Annotated in this window: 18 protein-coding genes and 1 tRNA gene; 13 read left to right on the forward strand and 6 right to left on the reverse strand. The window is 71.4% G+C overall.

Features of this window, described 5'->3' with window-relative positions:
- Positions 1-269: 269 nt before the first annotated feature.
- The gene (locus JDY09_RS03560; RefSeq protein WP_274717656.1) at positions 270-1,148 is read right to left on the reverse strand and encodes a hypothetical protein; all 879 of its coding nucleotides are present in this window, start codon (positions 1,146-1,148) and stop codon (positions 270-272) included.
- A 37-nt stretch (positions 1,149-1,185) separates the two neighbouring features.
- Between JDY09_RS03560 and JDY09_RS03565 the strand changes: the two genes are divergently transcribed.
- The 3 genes from JDY09_RS03565 (at position 1,186) to JDY09_RS03575 (ending at position 3,701) form a co-directional block, all read left to right on the forward strand.
- On the forward strand, positions 1,186-1,341 hold the full coding sequence (locus JDY09_RS03565; protein WP_274717657.1) for a hypothetical protein: 156 nt from the start codon (positions 1,186-1,188) through the stop codon (positions 1,339-1,341).
- Between the two features lie 84 nt (positions 1,342-1,425).
- Positions 1,426-1,764, forward strand: a complete 339-nt coding sequence (locus JDY09_RS03570) for an ArsR/SmtB family transcription factor (protein ID WP_093116005.1) — start codon at positions 1,426-1,428, stop codon at positions 1,762-1,764.
- Positions 1,761-3,701 carry a heavy metal translocating P-type ATPase gene (locus tag JDY09_RS03575; protein ID WP_274717658.1) on the forward strand — a complete coding sequence of 647 codons (1,941 nt, stop codon included), beginning with the start codon at positions 1,761-1,763 and terminating at the stop codon, positions 3,699-3,701. The genes JDY09_RS03570 and JDY09_RS03575 overlap by 4 nt, the downstream gene beginning before the upstream one ends.
- An 11-nt stretch (positions 3,702-3,712) precedes the next feature.
- Here JDY09_RS03575 and JDY09_RS03580 read toward each other — a convergent pair whose 3' ends face one another.
- Both JDY09_RS03580 and JDY09_RS03585 read right to left on the reverse strand, forming a co-directional pair.
- Entirely contained in the window at positions 3,713-4,861 is a 1,149-nt protein-coding gene (locus JDY09_RS03580) for a hypothetical protein (RefSeq protein WP_274717659.1), read from the reverse strand.
- Positions 4,862-4,871: 10 nt separating this feature from the next.
- The gene (locus JDY09_RS03585; RefSeq protein ID WP_274717660.1) at positions 4,872-5,450 is read right to left on the reverse strand and encodes a hypothetical protein; all 579 of its coding nucleotides are present in this window, start codon (positions 5,448-5,450) and stop codon (positions 4,872-4,874) included.
- Between the two features lie 225 nt (positions 5,451-5,675).
- Here JDY09_RS03585 and JDY09_RS03590 point away from each other — a divergent pair, with 225 nt between their 5' ends.
- Together JDY09_RS03590 and JDY09_RS03595 are read left to right on the forward strand one after the other, a co-directional pair.
- Positions 5,676-6,653, forward strand: coding sequence for a hypothetical protein (locus JDY09_RS03590; protein ID WP_274717661.1), 978 nt, complete (start codon positions 5,676-5,678; stop codon positions 6,651-6,653).
- A gap of 152 nt (positions 6,654-6,805) precedes the next feature.
- The gene (locus JDY09_RS03595) at positions 6,806-7,033 is read left to right on the forward strand and encodes a hypothetical protein (RefSeq protein WP_274717662.1); all 228 of its coding nucleotides are present in this window, start codon (positions 6,806-6,808) and stop codon (positions 7,031-7,033) included.
- A 211-nt stretch (positions 7,034-7,244) separates the two neighbouring features.
- Here JDY09_RS03595 and JDY09_RS03600 read toward each other — a convergent pair.
- Positions 7,245-7,317 (reverse strand) — tRNA-Glu (locus JDY09_RS03600).
- Between the two features lie 140 nt (positions 7,318-7,457).
- On the opposite strand from JDY09_RS03600, the gene JDY09_RS03605 reads away from it, so the two are divergent.
- The 5 genes from JDY09_RS03605 to JDY09_RS03625 all read left to right on the forward strand — a co-directional run bounded on the left by JDY09_RS03605 (position 7,458) and on the right by JDY09_RS03625 (position 14,211).
- On the forward strand, positions 7,458-9,173 hold the full coding sequence (locus tag JDY09_RS03605; RefSeq protein WP_274717663.1) for a phosphatase PAP2 family protein: 1,716 nt from the start codon (positions 7,458-7,460) through the stop codon (positions 9,171-9,173).
- A gap of 10 nt (positions 9,174-9,183) precedes the next feature.
- Positions 9,184-10,872 (forward strand): glycerol-3-phosphate dehydrogenase/oxidase, encoded by a 1,689-nt coding sequence (locus JDY09_RS03610; protein WP_274717664.1) that lies wholly within the window; start codon positions 9,184-9,186, stop codon positions 10,870-10,872.
- Positions 10,873-10,937: 65 nt separating this feature from the next.
- Positions 10,938-11,780, forward strand: a complete 843-nt coding sequence (gene folP / locus JDY09_RS03615) for a dihydropteroate synthase (protein WP_274717665.1) — start codon at positions 10,938-10,940, stop codon at positions 11,778-11,780.
- 77 nt (positions 11,781-11,857) lie between these two features.
- Positions 11,858-13,318 (forward strand): Rho termination factor N-terminal domain-containing protein, encoded by a 1,461-nt coding sequence (locus JDY09_RS03620; RefSeq protein ID WP_274717666.1) that lies wholly within the window; start codon positions 11,858-11,860, stop codon positions 13,316-13,318.
- Between the two features lie 89 nt (positions 13,319-13,407).
- Complete coding sequence (locus tag JDY09_RS03625; protein WP_274717667.1) at positions 13,408-14,211, forward strand: thioesterase family protein; 804 nt, start codon at positions 13,408-13,410, stop codon at positions 14,209-14,211.
- Here the strand turns inward: JDY09_RS03625 and JDY09_RS03630 are convergent.
- Positions 14,199-14,663, reverse strand: coding sequence for a hypothetical protein (locus JDY09_RS03630; protein ID WP_274717668.1), 465 nt, complete (start codon positions 14,661-14,663; stop codon positions 14,199-14,201). The genes JDY09_RS03625 and JDY09_RS03630 overlap by 13 nt on opposite strands.
- A 313-nt stretch (positions 14,664-14,976) precedes the next feature.
- On the opposite strand from JDY09_RS03630, the gene JDY09_RS03635 reads away from it, so the two are divergent.
- From JDY09_RS03635 to JDY09_RS03645, 3 genes are read left to right on the forward strand one after another with little or no spacing between them, the layout of a single operon-like run.
- Entirely contained in the window at positions 14,977-15,726 is a 750-nt protein-coding gene (locus JDY09_RS03635; RefSeq protein WP_274717669.1) for a response regulator transcription factor, read from the forward strand.
- Positions 15,727-15,752: 26 nt separating this feature from the next.
- Positions 15,753-16,499 carry an ATP-binding protein gene (locus JDY09_RS03640; RefSeq protein ID WP_274717670.1) on the forward strand — a complete coding sequence of 249 codons (747 nt, stop codon included), beginning with the start codon at positions 15,753-15,755 and terminating at the stop codon, positions 16,497-16,499.
- Positions 16,500-16,506: 7 nt separating this feature from the next.
- Positions 16,507-17,256, forward strand: a complete 750-nt coding sequence (locus tag JDY09_RS03645; RefSeq protein WP_274717671.1) for an SAF domain-containing protein — start codon at positions 16,507-16,509, stop codon at positions 17,254-17,256.
- 40 nt (positions 17,257-17,296) lie between these two features.
- Here the strand turns inward: JDY09_RS03645 and rpiA are convergent, their stop codons facing one another.
- Positions 17,297-18,019: a ribose 5-phosphate isomerase A gene (gene rpiA, locus JDY09_RS03650; RefSeq protein WP_274717672.1), complete on the reverse strand. Its 723-nt coding sequence runs from the start codon at positions 18,017-18,019 to the stop codon at positions 17,297-17,299.
- Between the last annotated feature and the right edge of the window lie 38 nt (positions 18,020-18,057).

Raw genomic sequence — 18,057 nt, forward strand, 5'->3', positions numbered from 1 at the left:
TGCAGCGGCCGCTCGAGCATCTCAACCGCTTCTAGAGCGCCACACGCGGCGTATAGGAACCTGCAACGCGGTCATTGTTCGTCGCAGCGGCTGCTGCATGACCGCTGACTCGAGCCGGTCGAGAGGCGAGAGCAGGAGAGATCTACGAAGTCCCTAGAGCCGAGTGTTCATGCGGTCTTCGGACCTCAGCTTCAGCCGCCCCACACACGTGCCTACCGGGATCTTGCACACGGCAGCTGACGCCATCAGGATGAGGTAAGCCAAGGTGATCAGTCGAGTTCGAGCTGCTCGACCTCGAAGGGGATCTCGTCGTGCGATAGGACGACCGTGGCCTGCACCTCGGTGACGTCATGGATGTTCGGGTGGACCGAGTAGTCGCCGTCGCGGGTGAAGTGGTTGAGCGCCTTGGCGAGCCGGTTCTTCACCGCTTCAACGTCCTCTTCGGCGACCTTGTGCCGCTCACGGCGCGATGGATCCAGTAGCACCATGAGGCTGCAGTAGCTCTTGCCGGGTGACCAGTTCAGTCCGATGAACGCGATTGACGAGAAGACACCGGCGAAGCCCTCCTTCTGGCGGACGCGTTTGAGCGCGCTCTCGATCGGCCGAATAACCTGGCGCTCGATCTCATCTGGGAACGGCTTGCGGCCGAAGCGGTCGCCGAGGAAGTCCAGGAGGTCGTCGCGCTTGGGGCCGGAGAGCGGACACGGGATCCGCTCGATGTGAGGGGACAGCAGCGCGGTCTTCTCGAGGCTTGAGAGCACCCGCATGTCGACGACGAGGTTCTGCTGGTGCTCGTGCCCTTCGATCGGCGGATACGCGAAGAAGCGGGTGCTCATGTTGTCGGCCGCTTCGCGATACGTGGTCTCCTCCACTTCCGTTAGCGGAGCGACGATGACGTACGGCTCGGTGTCCGGCATCCGCCGCAGGTCGCAGTCCTGGGAGACGATGACGCACAGTCCGCTCGGCAGCTGTGTCTCCATCGTCATCACGGGCTCATCGTGAGGGACGCCCTCGACCTCGTGCGGGTACGACGGCGTGTCGGGTGAGTAGAGCCGTACCGATTTCGCGACGTCGAGCACGTCGCCCTGGTGGAGATCCTTGACGAGCGCCCTGAGATCGTTCGGGTCTAGCTCGTGCGAGAGCTCCACGCCGGCTGCTCCTTAGACCTCGCCCCCGTGCCCGACGATGAAGCGGCTGGAGCCCTTGATCCCGATGAACGGGATGGGTGCCACGGTTTCGCCCTGTGCGGCGCGCGCCTCGGCGATGGACGCACGCGTGATGCCGCGGCGCCGGCTACGACCGCGGCGCAGCGGAGCGGCCGGCGGCGGTGAGAACGTATGAGCGTCGAGTCATGTCTAAAGCATTACCAGACGCTCATATTCGTGTATAGTCATACGTGATGAGTTTTTCCACGGAGGTTCGGTGATGAGTTTTTCCACGGAGGTTCGCGCCGTGTTCCTGCACGGCCTGGCCGACCCGTCGCGGCTGGCGCTGGTCGAGCAGCTGGCCGACGGCAGCCGGCGTGTCTCAGACCTGGTCGACGCCACCGGGCTGACCCAGTCCAACGTGTCGCGGCATCTGTCGTGTCTGTGGGACTGCGGCCTGGTAGAGCGCGAGCGCCACGGCCGCGAGATCCACTACCGCCTCGTCGACGGCCTGGACGCGGTGCTCAGCGCCGTCGACAGCGTGCTCGAGCGGACCGCCGACCGGATCATGGCCTGCCCGCGCTACGGCGCGCTGGCCGCTCGGCGGGAGGCCGCATGAGCGAGTCCGTGGCCCCGGCCCAGGCGATGAGCTGGCGCGAGGCGACCTACAAGTTCGCGCCGCTGCGCAACGCGCTGATCGCCGGCCTGCTGCTCTTGGCCGGCATCGTGCTGGAGCTCATCGACGCGCCCCAGGCGCTGGCGATCGCTGCGTTCGTGGCCGCGATCCCGATCGGCGCGTGGTTCTTCGCCCAGGAAGGCTGGGAGGAGTTCATCGAGGAGCGCGAAATCGGCATCGAGGCCTTGATGCTGCTCGCGGCCGCAGGCTGCATCGTGTTCGGGCTGTGGGAGGAAGCGGCCGCGCTGGTGTTCCTGTACTCGCTGGCGGAGGCGATCGAGGAGCTGACGTTCACCCGCACGCGGGCGGCGATCCGCGAGCTGCTTGATCTCGCGCCCAAGCAGGCGCGACGGCTGACCGGCGGGCGCGAGGAGACGATCGACGCAGACCAGCTCCGCGTCGGCGACGTGATCGTGGTCCGTCCCGGTGAGGCGCTGCCCACCGACGGCGTGATCCTTGAGGGCAGCTCGACGTTCAACGAGGCACCGGTCACCGGCGAGTCGGTCCCGGTCGAGAAGGGCCCCGGCCAGCAGGTGTTCGCTGGCACCGTCAACGGCCAGCGCGCCGTCGAGGTGAAGGTCACCCGCCCCTACGCCGACAACACGCTGCAGCGGATCGTCCGTCTGGTCGAACAGGCCCAGAGCCAGAAGTCGCGCGCGCAGCGGTTCGTCGACCGTTTCGCCACCCGTTACAGCCCCGCGGTCCTGCTCGCCGCGGTGCTGGTGGCGGTCATCGGCGGCCTGGTCGACGGCGACTGGACCGAATCGGCGCTGCGCGGGGTCACCGTTCTGGTCGCCGGCGCGCCGTGCGCGCTGGTGATGTCAGTGCCGATCGCTGTCGCCGCCGCGATCAGCCGGGCCGGACGCGACGGCATCCTGGTCAAGGGCGGCCTGCAGCTTGAAGCGCTCGGCCGTATCCAGGCCGTCGCGTTCGACAAGACCGGCACGCTCACCAAGGGCACGCCCGAGGTCACCGACGTCATCCCCCTGAACGGCTACGACCGCCACCAGGCGCTCGCGCTCGCCGCCGCGGTCGAGGCGCGCTCCGAGCACCCGCTCGCCCAGGCCATCGTCACCCGCGCCCGCGAGGAGGGCATCGAGCCCGCCGCGGCACAACAGTTCGAAGCGCTCGTCGGGCATGGTGCGATCGCGCAAGTGGACGGCACCGAGGTGTGGGTCGGCAGCCCGGAGCTGGTCGCCCAGCGCGCCGCCGCAGGCGAGCTTCCCGCCGACGTCGGCCGGCTGCAGGACGAAGGCAAGACCGTGGTGTTCGTCGGCCAGGACGACCGCCTCCTAGCGCTGGTGGCGCTGCGCGACGAGCCGCGGCCCGAAGCGGCCCGCGCGATCGCCGAGCTGCGGCGCCTCGGGGTCAAGCACATCTCCATGCTCACCGGCGACAGCCAGCGCACCGCGCGCGCGATCGCCGCGCAGCTGGGCCTGGACGCCCACTACGCCGAGCTCAAGCCCGAGGACAAGGTCACGCAGATCAGGCGCCTGCACGACGAGCACGGCGCGGTGGCGATGGTGGGCGACGGCATCAACGACGCGCCCGCTCTGGCGGCCGCCGACGTGGGCATCGCCATGGGCACCGCAGGCACCGACGCAGCGATCGAGGCGGCCGACGTCGCGCTGATGGCCGACGACATCACCAAGGTCGCCCAGGCGCTGAGCTTGGGACGCCGCGCTACGAGGATCTCGCGGCAGAACCTGCTGTTCAGCGTCGTCCTGCTGGCGGTGCTTATCCCCAGCGCCATCGCCGGCGTGCTGACCGTCGTGGTCGCCGTCGCCGTGCACGAGGTCTCCGAGCTGCTGGCGGTCGGCAACGGCCTGCGGGCTGCCAAACGGCCAGCGGCCGCGCCCGCCGGATCGAACGCTGCCTGAGTCTCAGACGGTCAGAACGGCATGTCGTCGAGGTCGTCGACGTCGACCTCAGCGGCGTCCTTGCCGGGCTGGTCCTCGCGGTGGTCTTCGGTCTCGCCGGGCAGCTCGGGCGGCACGACCGGCGGCTCCTCGGGTTCCGCCGGATCGTCGGCGACGGCATCGGGGCTGAGCGCCAACGGCACGGCGGGCCCGATGCCGAGTGCGACTGCCTTGGTGCCGAACGGCCGGTCCAGGCCGAGCTCGTGGCGCAGGTTCGCCAGCGAGCTGGCGTACCCGGTGCCGTCGTCTTCGATGATGCGGTCGCGGTGCGGGACGCCGCGCGGCCGGCTGTCGGGCAGCCACTCCTCCCGCCAGCAGACCATGAGCCATTCGATGAGCAGCGCGGCGTTCGCGCGCAGCTGCTGGTTGTCGCGACCACGGCGCTTGGGGCGCAGCGCGTGATCGTCGGCGCCGGAACGCCAACGCACGCGCCAGTGATGATGGACGCGCTCGTAGCGGTGGTGGGAGTGACGCAGCGCGAGGTACGTCGGCGTGTCGCGCCACAGCGGAACCAGCATCCGCCAGGACACGTTGCAGCCGATGCTCTGGCGCGTCTCGCAGCCGGCCGTGATCGGCTGCAGGCACTGCACGTACAGCCGCGGGCCACGGTTGCCGCCGGCGGTGCGCGTGAACGAGATGAACCGGGTCGGAGAGCCGCAGTGCTTGCAGCGGACCACGCCGTGCCGGTCGTGCGTGTCGCAGTCCTCCATCTCGCGCTCGGGCCGCACGTTCGACGCCCGCCACGGGAACACCGACGCGACACCCAACCGGGTGTTGTGCTCAAAGGCCGGCGACACCGAGTAGCCGCGATCGCCGACGACCGCGCGCGGCAGCACGCCGGTGTTCTTGGTCGCCGCGTCGAGCAGCTCCGGGTACGTGTAGTACTCCTGCGTCGACGCGGACGTGACCCGGACGGCGACCGGGGCGCCGATGAAGTGGTCGATCGCCTTGGCGTTGTAGAAGCCGACCCAGAACCGCTTGACCTTGTTGCCGCGGACGTAGGCGCGCACGCCGGCGGTCGCGTCGAGCACCGCGTACCAGCAGCCGCCAACGCGGACGCGCAGCTTCCCGTCCGAGCGGTCGATCCGGTCGGCGTCGCCGATCTCGGTATCGGGCCGCATGTCCGACGGCTCAGGCTCGGGTGTCTCGGCGTCCAGGTGCCGTTCGGCGCGAACCATCGGCGTCATCGGCCCGGCGCTTACCCGCCGGCCGCGACCGCCGTTGAACTGCGTCGCCTTGCGCGCGTGACACGGCGAGCTGAATGAGGGTGGAGGCGACCTGTTCCATCGCCGCGATCACCGCAGGGTGCTCAAGCTCGGCAAAGCGCCGCTGGCACAACGCGTAGCTCGGCCGCTCCTTGAACCCCGACGAGCGCCAGATCGACCGGCCGGCGGTCTGCCACCACGGACGCACGTCCGGATGACGGCTGAAGACGAACGCCAGGTACGCGAGCTCGAAGCGGCCGGCGCCGCGAGGTCGCCCGAACCCGCTGCCTGCTTCCTTGGCTGCCTCCTCGACTGCTTGGTAGAGCGGGTCGAGCAGGCGGTGCGGCGGCCCCTCGTAGCGGCGCAGGGTCCGGATCACCCATACCGGATTGAAGATGTGGGCGTGGGTCTTGAATTTCGTCGCGTCCTGCAGCCACTCAGGAGCGTGGCGGTCGAGGGCCAATGTTCGAGTCTCTTCCGGGGCGGTCGCGGTGGAGGCGAACATACGTTCGCATACGTTGTCAGACCGGGCAGACGGACGCAAACGCCCGTTTCCGGCTGACGAGGGTGACAGCCCGCGCCGCGCGAGGGCTTCTCAGGGTGTAGCTATAGGCCCGCCCGTCCCGCGTGGACATCGCACCGGGCTGCGTTGTGTCCTGCGGCCGCGCAAGTCTCGCTCTCGTTGCCTCCGTTCACCGCCACTCACACCCCGCGCCAGCTGCTCGAGATCGTGCGGGCGGTCTCGTTGCACGCCGACGCTGATGCTCCGACGTCGGTCACCACGCGCGCGTGGAACGAGCACCGCGCGCCCGCCGGCTTTCCGGATGCACCGCAAGCGTTCTCCATGACCAAACGCCTTGGCGTCTCGTGGGCGCAGCTGCTGCGTGCCGCCCACGCGCCGCCCGACGACGCGCTCCGTCAGCTACGCAACTTCCAGGCCGACAAAGGGCGCAAGGGGCTCACGCTCGCCGGCGTCTTCATCGCGCTGCGGCAGGCCGCACATCGCCTCGGTCAGACCAGTGTCAACCGCACCGATTACGTCCGCGCGCGTGATCTGATACTCGCCCCGAGCGCCAGGACCAGGCATGCGGCGACCGCGGCGCGTGCGATACCCGCGCTGACCGCGATCGACGATCTGCTGAAGCGCCATGGTCTGAGCTGGGAGCAGGGACTCGAGCGCGCCGGATTGGAGCCGCCCGAACGCATCGTCCGAAGCGGCCTCTCACTCGAGGAGGCGGTGCGTGCGTTCGTAGAGGACACCGGCCGGCTGCCACGTTCACGACGGCAGATCTTCGACTGGGCCGACCACCGTGGTGTTGCGCTTCGACGCATCGACCGCTTCACGGAGGAGTTTCAGCGGGCGACCACGACGGTCCTGGCACAGCGGGAGCTCGACGGCCTGCCGCCGGTCGAGGTCGCGGACGCCGGCCTCCGGTTCGAGTCAGCCGCCGACGGGAGTATCGGGCCGCAGAAGGTTCGCCACCGCTGGACGCGCGAGACGCTGATCGCGGGCATGGCCCTCGCCATCCGGGAGCTTGGTCCCGGCCGGCAGCTCGACCAGCGCTCCCTCAAGCAGATCGCCGCCGACCGTCGCGATCTGCCGATCCCGTCGTACTCGGTCGTCTACCGCCATTTGCAGAAGCACCCGGACGACACCTGGGATCAGTGGCGACGCGAAGCCGAAGCACTCTCGCGGGCAAGCGCCTGACGCCACGCCCACGACGCGCATCGCCCAGGCCGTCCCCCTGAAGTGACCGTGCCGCGGTCACTTTTTCCGACGTCCGCGCGGTCACCGCCAGCTATCCGGCGCGATCGCCCGCGAAGACTGGCAATTGCGCCGACCTGCCGCACGGTCAGACCATGAACGACCTGACCGCTCTCGTCGTCGACGGGTACGGCTACTACCACCCCGAGTGCTGCCCGACATCCGAGACTGGCGACTCGCCCGTCGCGATGTACGACGACGACCTGGCGCACATCAGCGGAGACATCAGCTGCGAGGGGTGCATGCAGACCCTCAACGGCCACCTGACCGACTACGCCGAGCTTGCGGCCCTCAATCTGGCTCCCGGCCCCGGACGGCCGTAGAGCTCGCCGGCGCCCGTGCCATCCGGCTGACGTGATGACGTGTCGCCCGCCTGAGCGCTGCGCCAATCTCGCATAAACACTGCGATTTTCGGCTCGGTGTGTGGGAGGGCTTCCCCACGGCCTCGATGGAGGCCGTTACCTGCCACGAGAAAGGCCCGCGTTTGCGGGCCTTTTCCGGTACTTCGTAGAACTGTTCGTAGAACTGTCCGAGCACCGCCACCGGGATTCGAACCCGGGTTTCCGGCGTGAGAGGCCGGCGTCCTAGTCCCCTAGACGATGGCGGCTTGTGAGGCTTTACGAGCAGTTGCGGCCGCTGGCCGGCAACGGTGCGTGATTTTAGCCGCCCGCGGGGCACGAGCACCGCTCCTGCCGCCAGTGCGCCCAGCGTCGCGCGCCGCGGCGGACAATCTCTAGCCTGCTGCAGATGCCGAGCGGGGCAGAGAGCCGGGGCTTCGATCCAGCGCCCGTCGCGCTGGTCGCGTGCGCGCTGGTGTTTTGCGCACTCGCCGTCTTCGCCTACTCGGTGAGGTTGGGCGAGACGACCGATGCCCGCGCTCTCGGCGCGCTCGCCGCTGCGGTCGGCGGGCGCAGCGAGCGCCTCGCCGAGGCGGTCGTCGCGCTCGGCGATCCGCTTCCCGTCGCTCTCGCCTCGGGATCGCTCGCCTCGCTCGCAGTGGCGCGAGGTTCGCGCCGCGACGCGCTGCTCGTGCTCGCTGTGGTCGGTGGCGCCGCGGTGCTCGGCCAGGTCGCAAAAACGATCCTTGCGCATCCGCGCCCGGAGGCGAATGCCTACGGCGTGTTCGTGCAACCGCGCGCGTTGCCGAGCGGCCACGCGACGGGGGCCATGGCGCTGGCTCTTGCAGCCACCTTGGCGGTGCCCGACCGGCTGCGAACGGCCGTCGCGGGGTTGGGCGGGGGTTTCGCGCTGGCAGTGGGGCTCGCCACCGTCGTTCTCGGCTGGCACTTTCCGAGCGACGTCGCCGCGGGTTTCCTGTTCGCGGGCACGTGGGCGCTTGCGCTCGTCTGGGCCGTGTCAGGACGGCGTCTGCCCAGCGCTCGCGCCGGGATGGCGCTGCCCGTGCTGCTAGGGAGAGTGCGGCAAACGCTCGCCGTCGCGGTCGCCGCCGCCCTGGCGCTCGGAGCCGGCGGACTCGCCGTCGCTCGCCCCGACCCGCTGGCGGTCGCGCGCTTCGCTTTCGATCACCCTTCCGTGCTGGCGTGGCTCGCACTCGTGGTCGTTTGCGCGAGTGCGGTGCCAGCGGCGACGGTGGCTGCGCTCGCTGCTGGCCGTCCGCGCACGCGCCGGGTGCTGCCGATAGCGGCAGCGCTCGCACTCGCTCTGCTCGCAGGGGGATGCGGTAGCGAGCGTGCCACCGGCGGTGGGCGCGTCGAGGTCTTCGCGCTCGGCGGCCGCGAGGTCGCGCCGCCCCGCACCGTGCGTGCTCCCGCGACCGTATCTGCCACCCGGCCGGCGCCGGCCGAGGGGTCCACGATCCGTTTCGTTCCCTACGTGAACGGCCTGCGCGTAGCCGATCCACGCCGTTTCCGCATCGCCGCTGGCGACCGCGTCCAGTGGCTGCGCGTTCCCGCCGGAACGGCGCCGCCGCCGGCTGTGGTCGCTGCTTACCCGCAGCCGCTGGCCCAGGGGTTCGAGGGCGAGCGGCTGCCTGTGCGCCTAGAGTGCGCGGTGCCTTCGTCTAAGGCGTGCGGCCTCGCGCGGGAGCGACTGGCGGACGCTGGCATCCCGGTGAGCAGGTCGCTCCCCGGCACGTCGGCCGCGAGCGCCAGCGTGCGCGTCGTCGTCGGCGCCTGGCGCGACATCGCGCGCTTGCGAACGGTCGCGCTCCTCGGCACGCGGCAAACACCGCTCGGGGCGTTCTTCGCCGCTCCCGACAAGCTCGTTCTACTCGCCGCCGACGGCGCGGTGCGTATGCGGCTCGCTCGCGGTGCCGGACTCGTCGCCGCGGTCGTCGACACGAGCCGCGCGAAAGAACCCGGCGAGGGCTTCGCGTATGTCGTCACCGGCACCGACGAGCGCGGCACCGAGCGTGCGGCCGCCCTGCTCGGCTCGCCCCGACTCACTCGTGCCGTTGCAGTCGCGGTCACGGCGAGCGGAGCGCTCAGGCTGCCGCGCCCGTAAGCTCAGCGCTGTGATCGACCGCACCACTGCGCTCGAGACGATCGCCGGCGAGGAGTTCGATGTCGTCGTCGTCGGTGGCGGCGTGACGGGCGCCGGGGTGGCGCTTGACGCAGCGGCGCGCGGTTTTACGGTAGCGCTCGTCGAGCGCGAGGACTACGCGGCCGGCACGTCGAGCCGCTCGTCGAAGCTCGTGCACGGCGGCCTGCGCTACCTGCGACAGTTCGAGCTCGGTCTGGTGCGCGAGGCGCTGCTCGAGCGGGCGCTGATGGTGAAGCTCGCGCCGCACCTCGTTCGCCCGCTGCCGCTGGTGGTCGCGGCCTTCGACGGCAAACGGCCCGACCGGCTGATCGGCGTCGGTTTGAACATGTACGACGTGATGGCCTGGCACCGCGGCCGCCGCAGCAAGGGGGAGGACGAGTGGAGCCCCGAGCGGCACCGGACGATCGGGGGCGACGAGGTGAGCGAGCTCTTGCCGGCGCTCGCGTCCCGACGCCCGAGCGGCGGCTACCTGTTCTACGACTGCCAGACCGACGACGCGCGGCTCGTCCTGACGATCCTCGGCGAAGCCGAGCGCTACGGGGCGGTGTGCGCGAACCGTGTCGAGGCGAGGACTGTGCTGCGCCGAAGCGGGCGCGCCGTCGGCGTGCGCGTGGTCGACGTCGAGACCGGCGGCGAGTTCGACGTGCGCGCCCGCCACGTCGTCAACGCGACCGGTGTGTGGGCCGACCGGCTGCCGGCCGACGAGCTCCGCGACCTGCCCGGCGCGCCGCGCATCCGGCCGAGCCGCGGTACCCACGTGCTCGTGGCGCGTGAGCGGCTACCGGTCGTGGCAGGGGCGATCGTTCCCGCCGGCGACGGCCGCTCGATCTTCGTGCTGCCCTGGCTCAGCCGGACGCTGATCGGGACCACCGACCGCGACTACACAGGTGCGCTCGATCACGTGCCGCCCGCCGACGAGGACATCGCTTACCTCCTCGACGCGGTCAACGAGTTTTTCGGCAGCGACCTCTCGCCGGACGATCTGGTCGGCGCGTTCGCCGGCGTGCGACCGCTCGTCGGCGGCGACGACCGCAGCTCGGTCGACATCTCGCGCCGCGCCGAACTCTTCGAATCGCCGTCGGGCGTCGTGACGATCACCGGTGGCAAGCTGACGACCTGGCGGCGCATGGCGGCGGCGGTGGTCGACCGCCTGGTCGAGCGCGAGGGCCGCCGCGCACCCTGTCGCACCGACGAGATCCCGCTCGGGATGCCGATCGATCCACGCCTGCTGCCCGAGGTCGAGGGCGTGAGCGGCGAATCGAAGAGCCATCTCGCTGCGCGCTACGGTCATGCCGCGCGCGAAGTGCTGGCGCTCGCCGCGAGCGACCGCGAGCTCGCCGTCCCGATCGTTGCCGGCGCGCCCGACCTCCTCGCCGAGGTGGCGTGGGCAGCGCGTCGCGAGCAGGCGCGCTCGCTCGCCGACGTCTTTCTTCGGCGCACGCGGTTGGGGTTGACGCACGCCAGTGGTGTGGCGGCTGACAGCGTCGCCGCCCGTCGCGCCGCAACGGTCTTCGCGCGGGAACTCGGTCGCGACACCATCGCGCTCGAGCGCGAGCTGCGGGGCTGGCAGGAGGTCGCGAACGCTGAAGGGCTCGCGAATTGGCGAGCGGCTCCCGGCACCTCTTCCAGCCGAACCTCACCGGCCGGGGTGCGCACGTGACGCGACAAGCTGAGTTCAGAGCAGGGGACCGCGTTTTCTTCGCTCGCCCGTGGCGCCCGCTCGTCATGGGTGTACTAAACGCAGGCCCGGACTCGTTCTCGGACCCCGGGTCTCGCGACCTTCACCGCATCGTCGAGCAGGGACTGCGGCTGTACGAAGACGGCGCCGATCTGATCGACGTCGGGGGCGAGTCGGGGCGTACCGATCGCCCGCCGGTACCGGTCGAGGTCGAGATCGAGCGCGTCGAGCCAGTCGTGCGCGAACTCGCGCGACATGGCGTACCCGTCTCGATCGACACCTGGCGGGCGCCGGTCGCGAAGGCGGCGCTTGCCGCCGGGGCCGTGATGGTCAACGACATGAGTGCCCTCTCAGATCCCGAAATGCTCCCGCTGTGCGCGCGCTCGAACGCCGCTCTCGTCCTCTGTCACACCACGGTCCCGCCGAAACAGGAACTGCCCGACGACGAGCCGCGCGGCGACATCACAGCCGAGGTCTTGGGCACCTTGGCAGCGATGCGCGACCGCGCGAACGAAGCCGGCATCGCGAACGACCGCCTCCTCGTCGATCCCGGTCTCGACGTGGGCAAGACTCCGTACCAGTCAGTGCGAATACTCCGGCAGCTCGAGCGGCTGCACGAGCTCGGCTGTCCGGTACTGCTCGCCTGCTCGCGCAAAGACTTCATTGGTGCGCTCTGCAATCGCCGTCCGAGCGAGCGCCTGGGTGGCACACTCGCCGCCGTCCTCCGCGCCGTAGAAGCGGGCGTGCAGGTAGTGAGGGTCCACGACGTAGCGCAAACGCTGGACTTCCTCCGTGTCTGGGCAGCGGTAGTCGGTGGCGAGCCGGTCGACCCTGACTTGCGTCTCGAACCGCACCTGCGGCGGGAATCAGGGCCGGTAGTGGTCGCCTAGCTCTTCCGCGCGGCCGGTGGGCCAAGAGGGGTAGGCTGCCGCCGTCACAGGTAACTAGCGAAGGCGTCGATCAACCCATGACAGTCCTCCACCGCTCCGATCTCTTGGCAAGTCCTCTCGCCGACCTCCACGCCCTGGCGGCGGAGCTCGGAATCGAGGGCTACCGAACACTGCGGCGCAGCGCGCTGGTGGACGCGATCCTCGAACGTGGCAGTCGTGCCGAGGAGGCGCAGGAGCGCTTGGCTGCGGCCGGCAAGCTAGCGGGCGAGCGCAGCGAGGTGCGGGCGAGCGGCACCGCCGGCGGCGACAGAGGAGGCGCGGGGTCGCTCATGCGATCCGAAGCTGTCGGTGTAGTCGCGGACGCCAAGGGCGACGTCGAGACAGGGGTGCGTCCCGAGGACGCGTGGGGTCCCGGTGCCGGTATCGACGACCTCGTCGGTCACGAGAGAGACACCGACAACGGCGTCGGCGAGGCGGGCGCGTCCCGCGCGGGCGCGCGTGGTTCGGCGGCGGCGCGCGATCGCGAACGTGCCGGACGCCGCCGGTCGGGAAGACGCGGAGGCGAGCCGCCCAGCCAGCTCGACGCCAGCGATGAAGAGGTGGTCCCCGTGGCGGGTCGCTCCGCAGGGGAAGGTACGTCCGGCGACCAGGAGTCGCTTGTGAGCGGTGTCATTGACCTCCTGCCGAACGGCAGCGCGTTCGTTCGCGTCGACCCGACCGGTCCCTCGCGCCGCGACGTCTACGTCTCGGCGGCGCAGGCGCGGCGCTGCGCGCTGCGTGCCGGCGATGAGGTGACGGGTCGTGCGCGGCCGGCGCGCCGGGGCGAGCGCCATCCCTCGCTCGTGCGCGTCGAGTCGGTAGCCGGCGGCCCCGCCGAGCCGCCGCTCGAGCGACCCCGCTTCGAGGAACTGTCGGCACGCTTCCCCGTCGAGCGCCTCCGCCTCGGCCCGCCGTTCGACCGCGTGCCGGTCGGCTACGGCTCGCGCGTCGCGGTCGTCGGCCCGCCGTGGAGCGGACGCAGCACGCTCCTGCGCCGAGTCGCCCGCGAGCTGTGCGAGCGGCGCGACGCGACGCTGCCGTTCGCCGGTCTCGAAGCCGCGCCCGAGGCAGCGATCGTGGTGGCGGCACTCGCCGGCGTCCGCCCCGAGGAGCTCGGCGAGTGGCGGGCGATCGAGGGTCTTCGCCTGTTCGGCGGCTCGTTCGACGTGCCGGCCGAGAACGCGGCGCAAGCGGTCGAGCTCGCGGCCGAATACGCCAAGCGCTGGGCCGAGCGAGGCCGCGCGGCCGTGCTGTTGCTGGACAGCGCCGATGCGGTCGCTCCCGACGTCGCGCGCCGGGTATTCCAGGCGGGGCGCAGCCTCGAGGGGGCGGGAAGCGTCACGGTGTTCGCAGCTTGCTCGGAGCGTCGCGAAGAGCTCCTCGCGATGGCGACGACCCGGCTCGCGCTCGGCGAGCCCCCTCCGCACCGCCCGCCGGGCGAGGAGCTTGTCGTTCGCTACGAGCGCTCGGGCACCCTGCGCGCTGACCTGCTTGCCTGATCGTCCGCTGGTGGCACCTGGTCGCTAGCCGTGCGGGTGCCTGCCCAAGCCGCCTCCCGGTCGCTTTAGTGCCGTAGAGTCCCGGCGCGATGCCAGGGACGGCAGTCTTCGAGCACCGCGGCGACGGCGTCTACGTAGCGAGCGAGTATGCGCGCGGACCGTGGGATCCCCGCGCCCAGCACGGCGGCGCGCCGGCGGCGCTGATCGTGCGCGTCCTCGAGCAGCTCGACCCCGACCCCGACCTGCAACTTGCGCGCGTCACCTACGAGCTTGTGCGTCCCGTGCCGCTCGGCGAGTTGCATCTCGAGACCTCGGTCCTGCGTCGCGGCCGGCGCGTCCACTTGCTCGAGGCGACGCTCGCCGATGCTGCGGGCAAGCCGCTGGTGCTAGCCCGGGCGCTGCGGGTCGCGCGAGCCGAGGTGACGAGATTGCCGGTAGAGGACCACCCGCCGCCTCCGCCCGACGCGGGCGAGCTCGCCGACGACCAGGAGGCGCGCGCGACGATTCCCGGTGTCGTGCGCCCGATGTTCGGCGGCGACGCGCTCGAGATCCGCTTCGTACGCGGCTCGTTCGCCGAACCCGGGCCGGCGACAGCATGGTTTCGCTTGCGCGTGCCGCTTGTCGCGGGTGAAGCGCCCTCGCCGCTTGTGCGACTGGCGGCGGCCGCCGACTTCCCGAACGGCATCGGCGCGAGCGTTCCTTGGTCGCAGTTCACGTTCCTCAACCCCGACCTCACGCTGACGATCGAACGCGAGCCCGAGGGCGAATGGGTGTGCTTGGACGCGGCGATGCGCGTGCACGCCGGCGGCGTCGGCGTCGCCGAGGCCACCCTCTACGACCGCAGCGGCCGTGTGGGGCGTGCCGTCCAGTCGGTGCTGGTTCAGCGGCGGTAGGCGACGCTACGCCACGACGGTTCGGGGGCCAGCTCGATCAGCGCTCCGCCACGCTCGGGCTGGGCGTAGCCGAACGTGAGCGTGCGCTCGTCGAAAACGACGTCGAGCTCGCCCTCGAGCACGCGCTGGTCGAGCCAGGCGCCGCGAAAGACCAGTCGCCTCAACCAGTGCACGAGCGACTCGTCGGAGCGGCCGCAGATCTCGTCCCAGCACTCGTTGATGTGCTCTCCCAGGTCCGACCGGGGCGAGCGCACCTCGCCGTTGACCGCCAGCTCGACGAGGTCTTCGCGCTCGGCGTCGCCGAGCGGGCCGTCGACGAAGCCGAGCTTGATCGCAGCTTGTTCCACGCGCTCGACGAAGTCGCGCTCGTTGAAGGTGAAGCGCAGCTCGCCGTACTCGAGCACGTAGTCCGATCCCGACTCGTAGTTGCCTCTCCGTGCAGGTCTTCTCATCGCGCTTTGCCCGCCTTGGCTCGTCGCTCGGGCGCGATCGCTGGCGCCACCCGCAGGCGTCGGCATCTTAGGCGCGATTCCTGCCTCGAAAGAAGCTCTGAAACAGAGCTTGCAGCGCGCCGGTAGCGCTGAGTCGGCGCGGCCGCCGAAGGCTAGAGACACCCAAGATCTTGTGTCGGCACCTGGCGCGAAAGGGCGAGACGCCCGGCTCAGGGGGCGGAGTTGCCTGGCACCGGGGCCGAAGGTGCCTAGCAGCGGGTCCGAAGGTGCCGGGCACGGGGGCGAAGTCGGCGCCGCTTCTTCTTTAGATGGCGTGCGCCCTCTACCAGCAAGCGAACGCACCGCTTCCGAGCTGCACAGCGAAAAGCGGCCGCTTTTGCTCGTCGAGGACGACGATCGCCTGCGCACCTTCTTGCGCGACAACCTCGCCGCCGACGGATTCGGCGTGATCGAAGCCCGCGGCGTGCGCGAAGCGCTTGCCCGCGCCCACGTCCACCCGCCGGCGCTCGCGCTGCTCGACCTCGCGCTCGGCGAGGAGGACGGGCTTGCCTTCCTCGACGCCGTCCGCTGCGGCGACGGTGCGGCACGGCGGATCGACCCCGAGCTGCCGGTGATCGTGGTGAGCGGGCGCGGCTCTCCGCCGGAGCGGCTGCGGGGCCTTGTGCGCGGCGCCGACGACTACGTCGTGAAACCGTTCGCCTACGAGGAGCTCGTGGCACGCATCCAAGCGGTCTTGCGTCGCTGCGAAGGGCGTCGGCGCCAAGGGCTGATCGCGTACGGCGAGCTGTGCATCGACCCCGAGCGGCGGCGCGTGACGTTGGCAGGCGCGGAGGTGCGGCTCACGGTCAAGGAGTACGCGCTGCTCGTGACGCTGGCGCGCGACCCAGAGCGTGTGTTCACCAAGGAAGAGCTGTTGCGCGACGTGTGGGGGTTCCGCTCGCCGGGACGCACGCGCACGCTCGACGCGCACGCCTGCCGGTTGCGTGCCAAGCTCGCCGCCTCGCCGCGGCGCTGGATTGCGAGCGTGCGCGGCGTCGGCTACCGCCTTGCCGAGCCATGTTGACCGCAAGCGCGAACGCAGAGGCGACCGTGGACCGGGCAAGGGGCGCCGCCGATCGCAGATTGGCCGAGTGCGAGCACGAGCTGCGCGCCGTCTGCCAGGTGCTGCGCCTCTCGCCGCTAGCGCCCGCGCTTGCCGCCGAGGTCGGGCGCCTCGAAGCGGTCGCGGCTGCGCTTGCCGAACTCGCTTCGGTGCCGTGCGAGGCCCATTCCGATTCGGTGCGCGAAATTCGCACGGCGAGCGACGACAACGCGCTCGGGCGGCAGCTCGCGACGGCCCGCGGGCGTCGCCCGCGCCGCGGCGCCGGCTCGCTGCTCGCAACCGCTTGCGGGGCGTTGGCGGCACGGGCGCACTCGCTGCCGTACGACGAGGTCGTGCTGCGTTGTATCGCGCCGGGCGCGGAAAGCGCGGCCGACCCAGCGACGCTCGGGGCTCTCTTCGCGAATCTGCTTGACAACGCGGTGCGCCACGGACGCGGGTCGCTGCGCATCGCGATCACGCCCGCGCCGACCGACGGCGGGCGTTCGTTCGCAGCTGTCGAGGTCGCGAACACGGTCGCGCCGCACGGTGCGGGAGGTGCCACTGCCCGCATTCCTCCGCGGCGGCGTGGTGGCCTCGGTTTGCGCATCGCGGCGGACGCTGTGCGTGGCGTCGGTGGGGAGCTGACAGCTCGGGACGAGGGTGGCGAGTTCCGGGTTCGTGCGCTCGTGCCGCTCCTCCGGGATGCGACCAGGGAGTGGCCAGCGACGCTGCCAGCCACCGGCGCGGCGATGTAGCGCGCGCATGCGTGCGCTCGCCCGAAAACAGCGACTGCGCCGCGGCCTGGCCTTCCTCGTCGCGAGCGTGGTTCTGGCGGCGTTCGCTGTCGCCGAGGTCGAGCGCCGGACGCGCGCCGCCGACGAGATCGCCGGGCCGCGCCTCCCTCTCGTCCGCGCCGTGCGCGATCTGCCACCAGGCAGCCGGCTGCGCCCGAGCGATGTCGCCGTCGTCGGCGTGCCGGCCAGCTTCGCGCCGCCGAGCGCGTTCAGCGACCCCCGCCTCGTCGTCGGCAGGCGCCTGCGCGCCCCCCTGCTGCGCGGCGATCCCGTCACCGTCGCAGCGTTCGCGAGTCAGCAGAGCGCGCGCGGCGGCCGCTCGCTCGCACCCGGGCAGCGCCTGCTCGAGCTGCCCGTCGCGGGCGGCAGCGCGCTCGATTCGGTCGCAGCGGGGGCGCGCGTCGACGTGCTCGTCTCGGTCGAGGGCGGGGTCGATGGCGGACGGACCGAGGTTGCGGTCGAGAACGCCGAGCTCGCCGCGTTGCGACCGCTTGCCGCTGCTGCCGGGGAGGGGGACCTGGGCGAGCGGTCGACGGCGGGCGCGAGCGACGACGGTGCCGGCGCCCGCGCCACTCACCTGGCAACGCTCGTGGTTTCGACGCGGGCCGCCGTCCGTCTCACCGCGGCCGCCGTTTTCGCGCGCGAGGTGCGCCTGCTCGTGCGACCGGACAGCGACGAGCGGCCGGTCGGCCCTCTTGCCGCCGGCCCGGGAGGTTAAGCGCTGCACACACCGTGCGCCGCTCGCGGCGAGGGACGGCTCAGGTACCGCGTCGCCGCAACGGCTCCCGGCCCAGCTCGCGCACGCTGCCGTTGGCATCGCCGACGAGGACAAGCGCCGCTTCGCTCAGAAAGAGCCCGTGGTCGCACACACCGGGCGTCTCGCGCAGCGCCCGTGCCAGGCCGTCGAGGTCGGCTGTGGGCGGGATCCGCCCGTCGACGAGGAAGTGCCCCTCGTCGGTCACGAACGGCTCTCCTTCCTCCGTGCAGCGCAGGCGTGGCTCGGCGAGAAGCGTGGCGAGCCGCGCGAGCGTCGCGCGCCAGCCGAACCGGACGATCTCCACCGGCAACGGGAAGCGCTCGCCCAGGCGGCCGACGAGTTTCTCCTCCTCGACCATCACGACCAGCTCGCCGGCGGCCGCCGCGGCGATCCGTTCCCGCAGGAGCGCGCCGCCCGCCCCTTTGAGCAGTCGCAGATCGGGGTCGACCTCGTCGGCACCGTCGAAGGCGCGCGCCGGGTGCTCGCGGCCGTCGAGGTCGGCGACCGCGATACCGAGGTTCTCGCACACCGCGCGCGTGCGCTCCGACGCCACCACGGCACGGGGGCGCTCCGCGGGCGCGCGCTCGCCAGCGATCAGCTCGCAGAGGCGCCACACGGCCCGGCCCGAGCCGAGCGCCACGAGACCGCCGCGCGGCACGAGCGCTAGCGCCGCGCGCGCCGCCGCGTCGCGCGCCGGGGTCGAAAGGTCGCCGCCGCTAGCCACGGCGGGAGGATCGCACGACGGGCGGCGAGACCCCGGTC

The sequence above is a fragment of the Thermoleophilum album genome (genome assembly GCF_028867705.1).
In the GTDB taxonomy this organism is placed as follows: Bacteria; Actinomycetota; Thermoleophilia; order Solirubrobacterales; family Thermoleophilaceae; genus Thermoleophilum.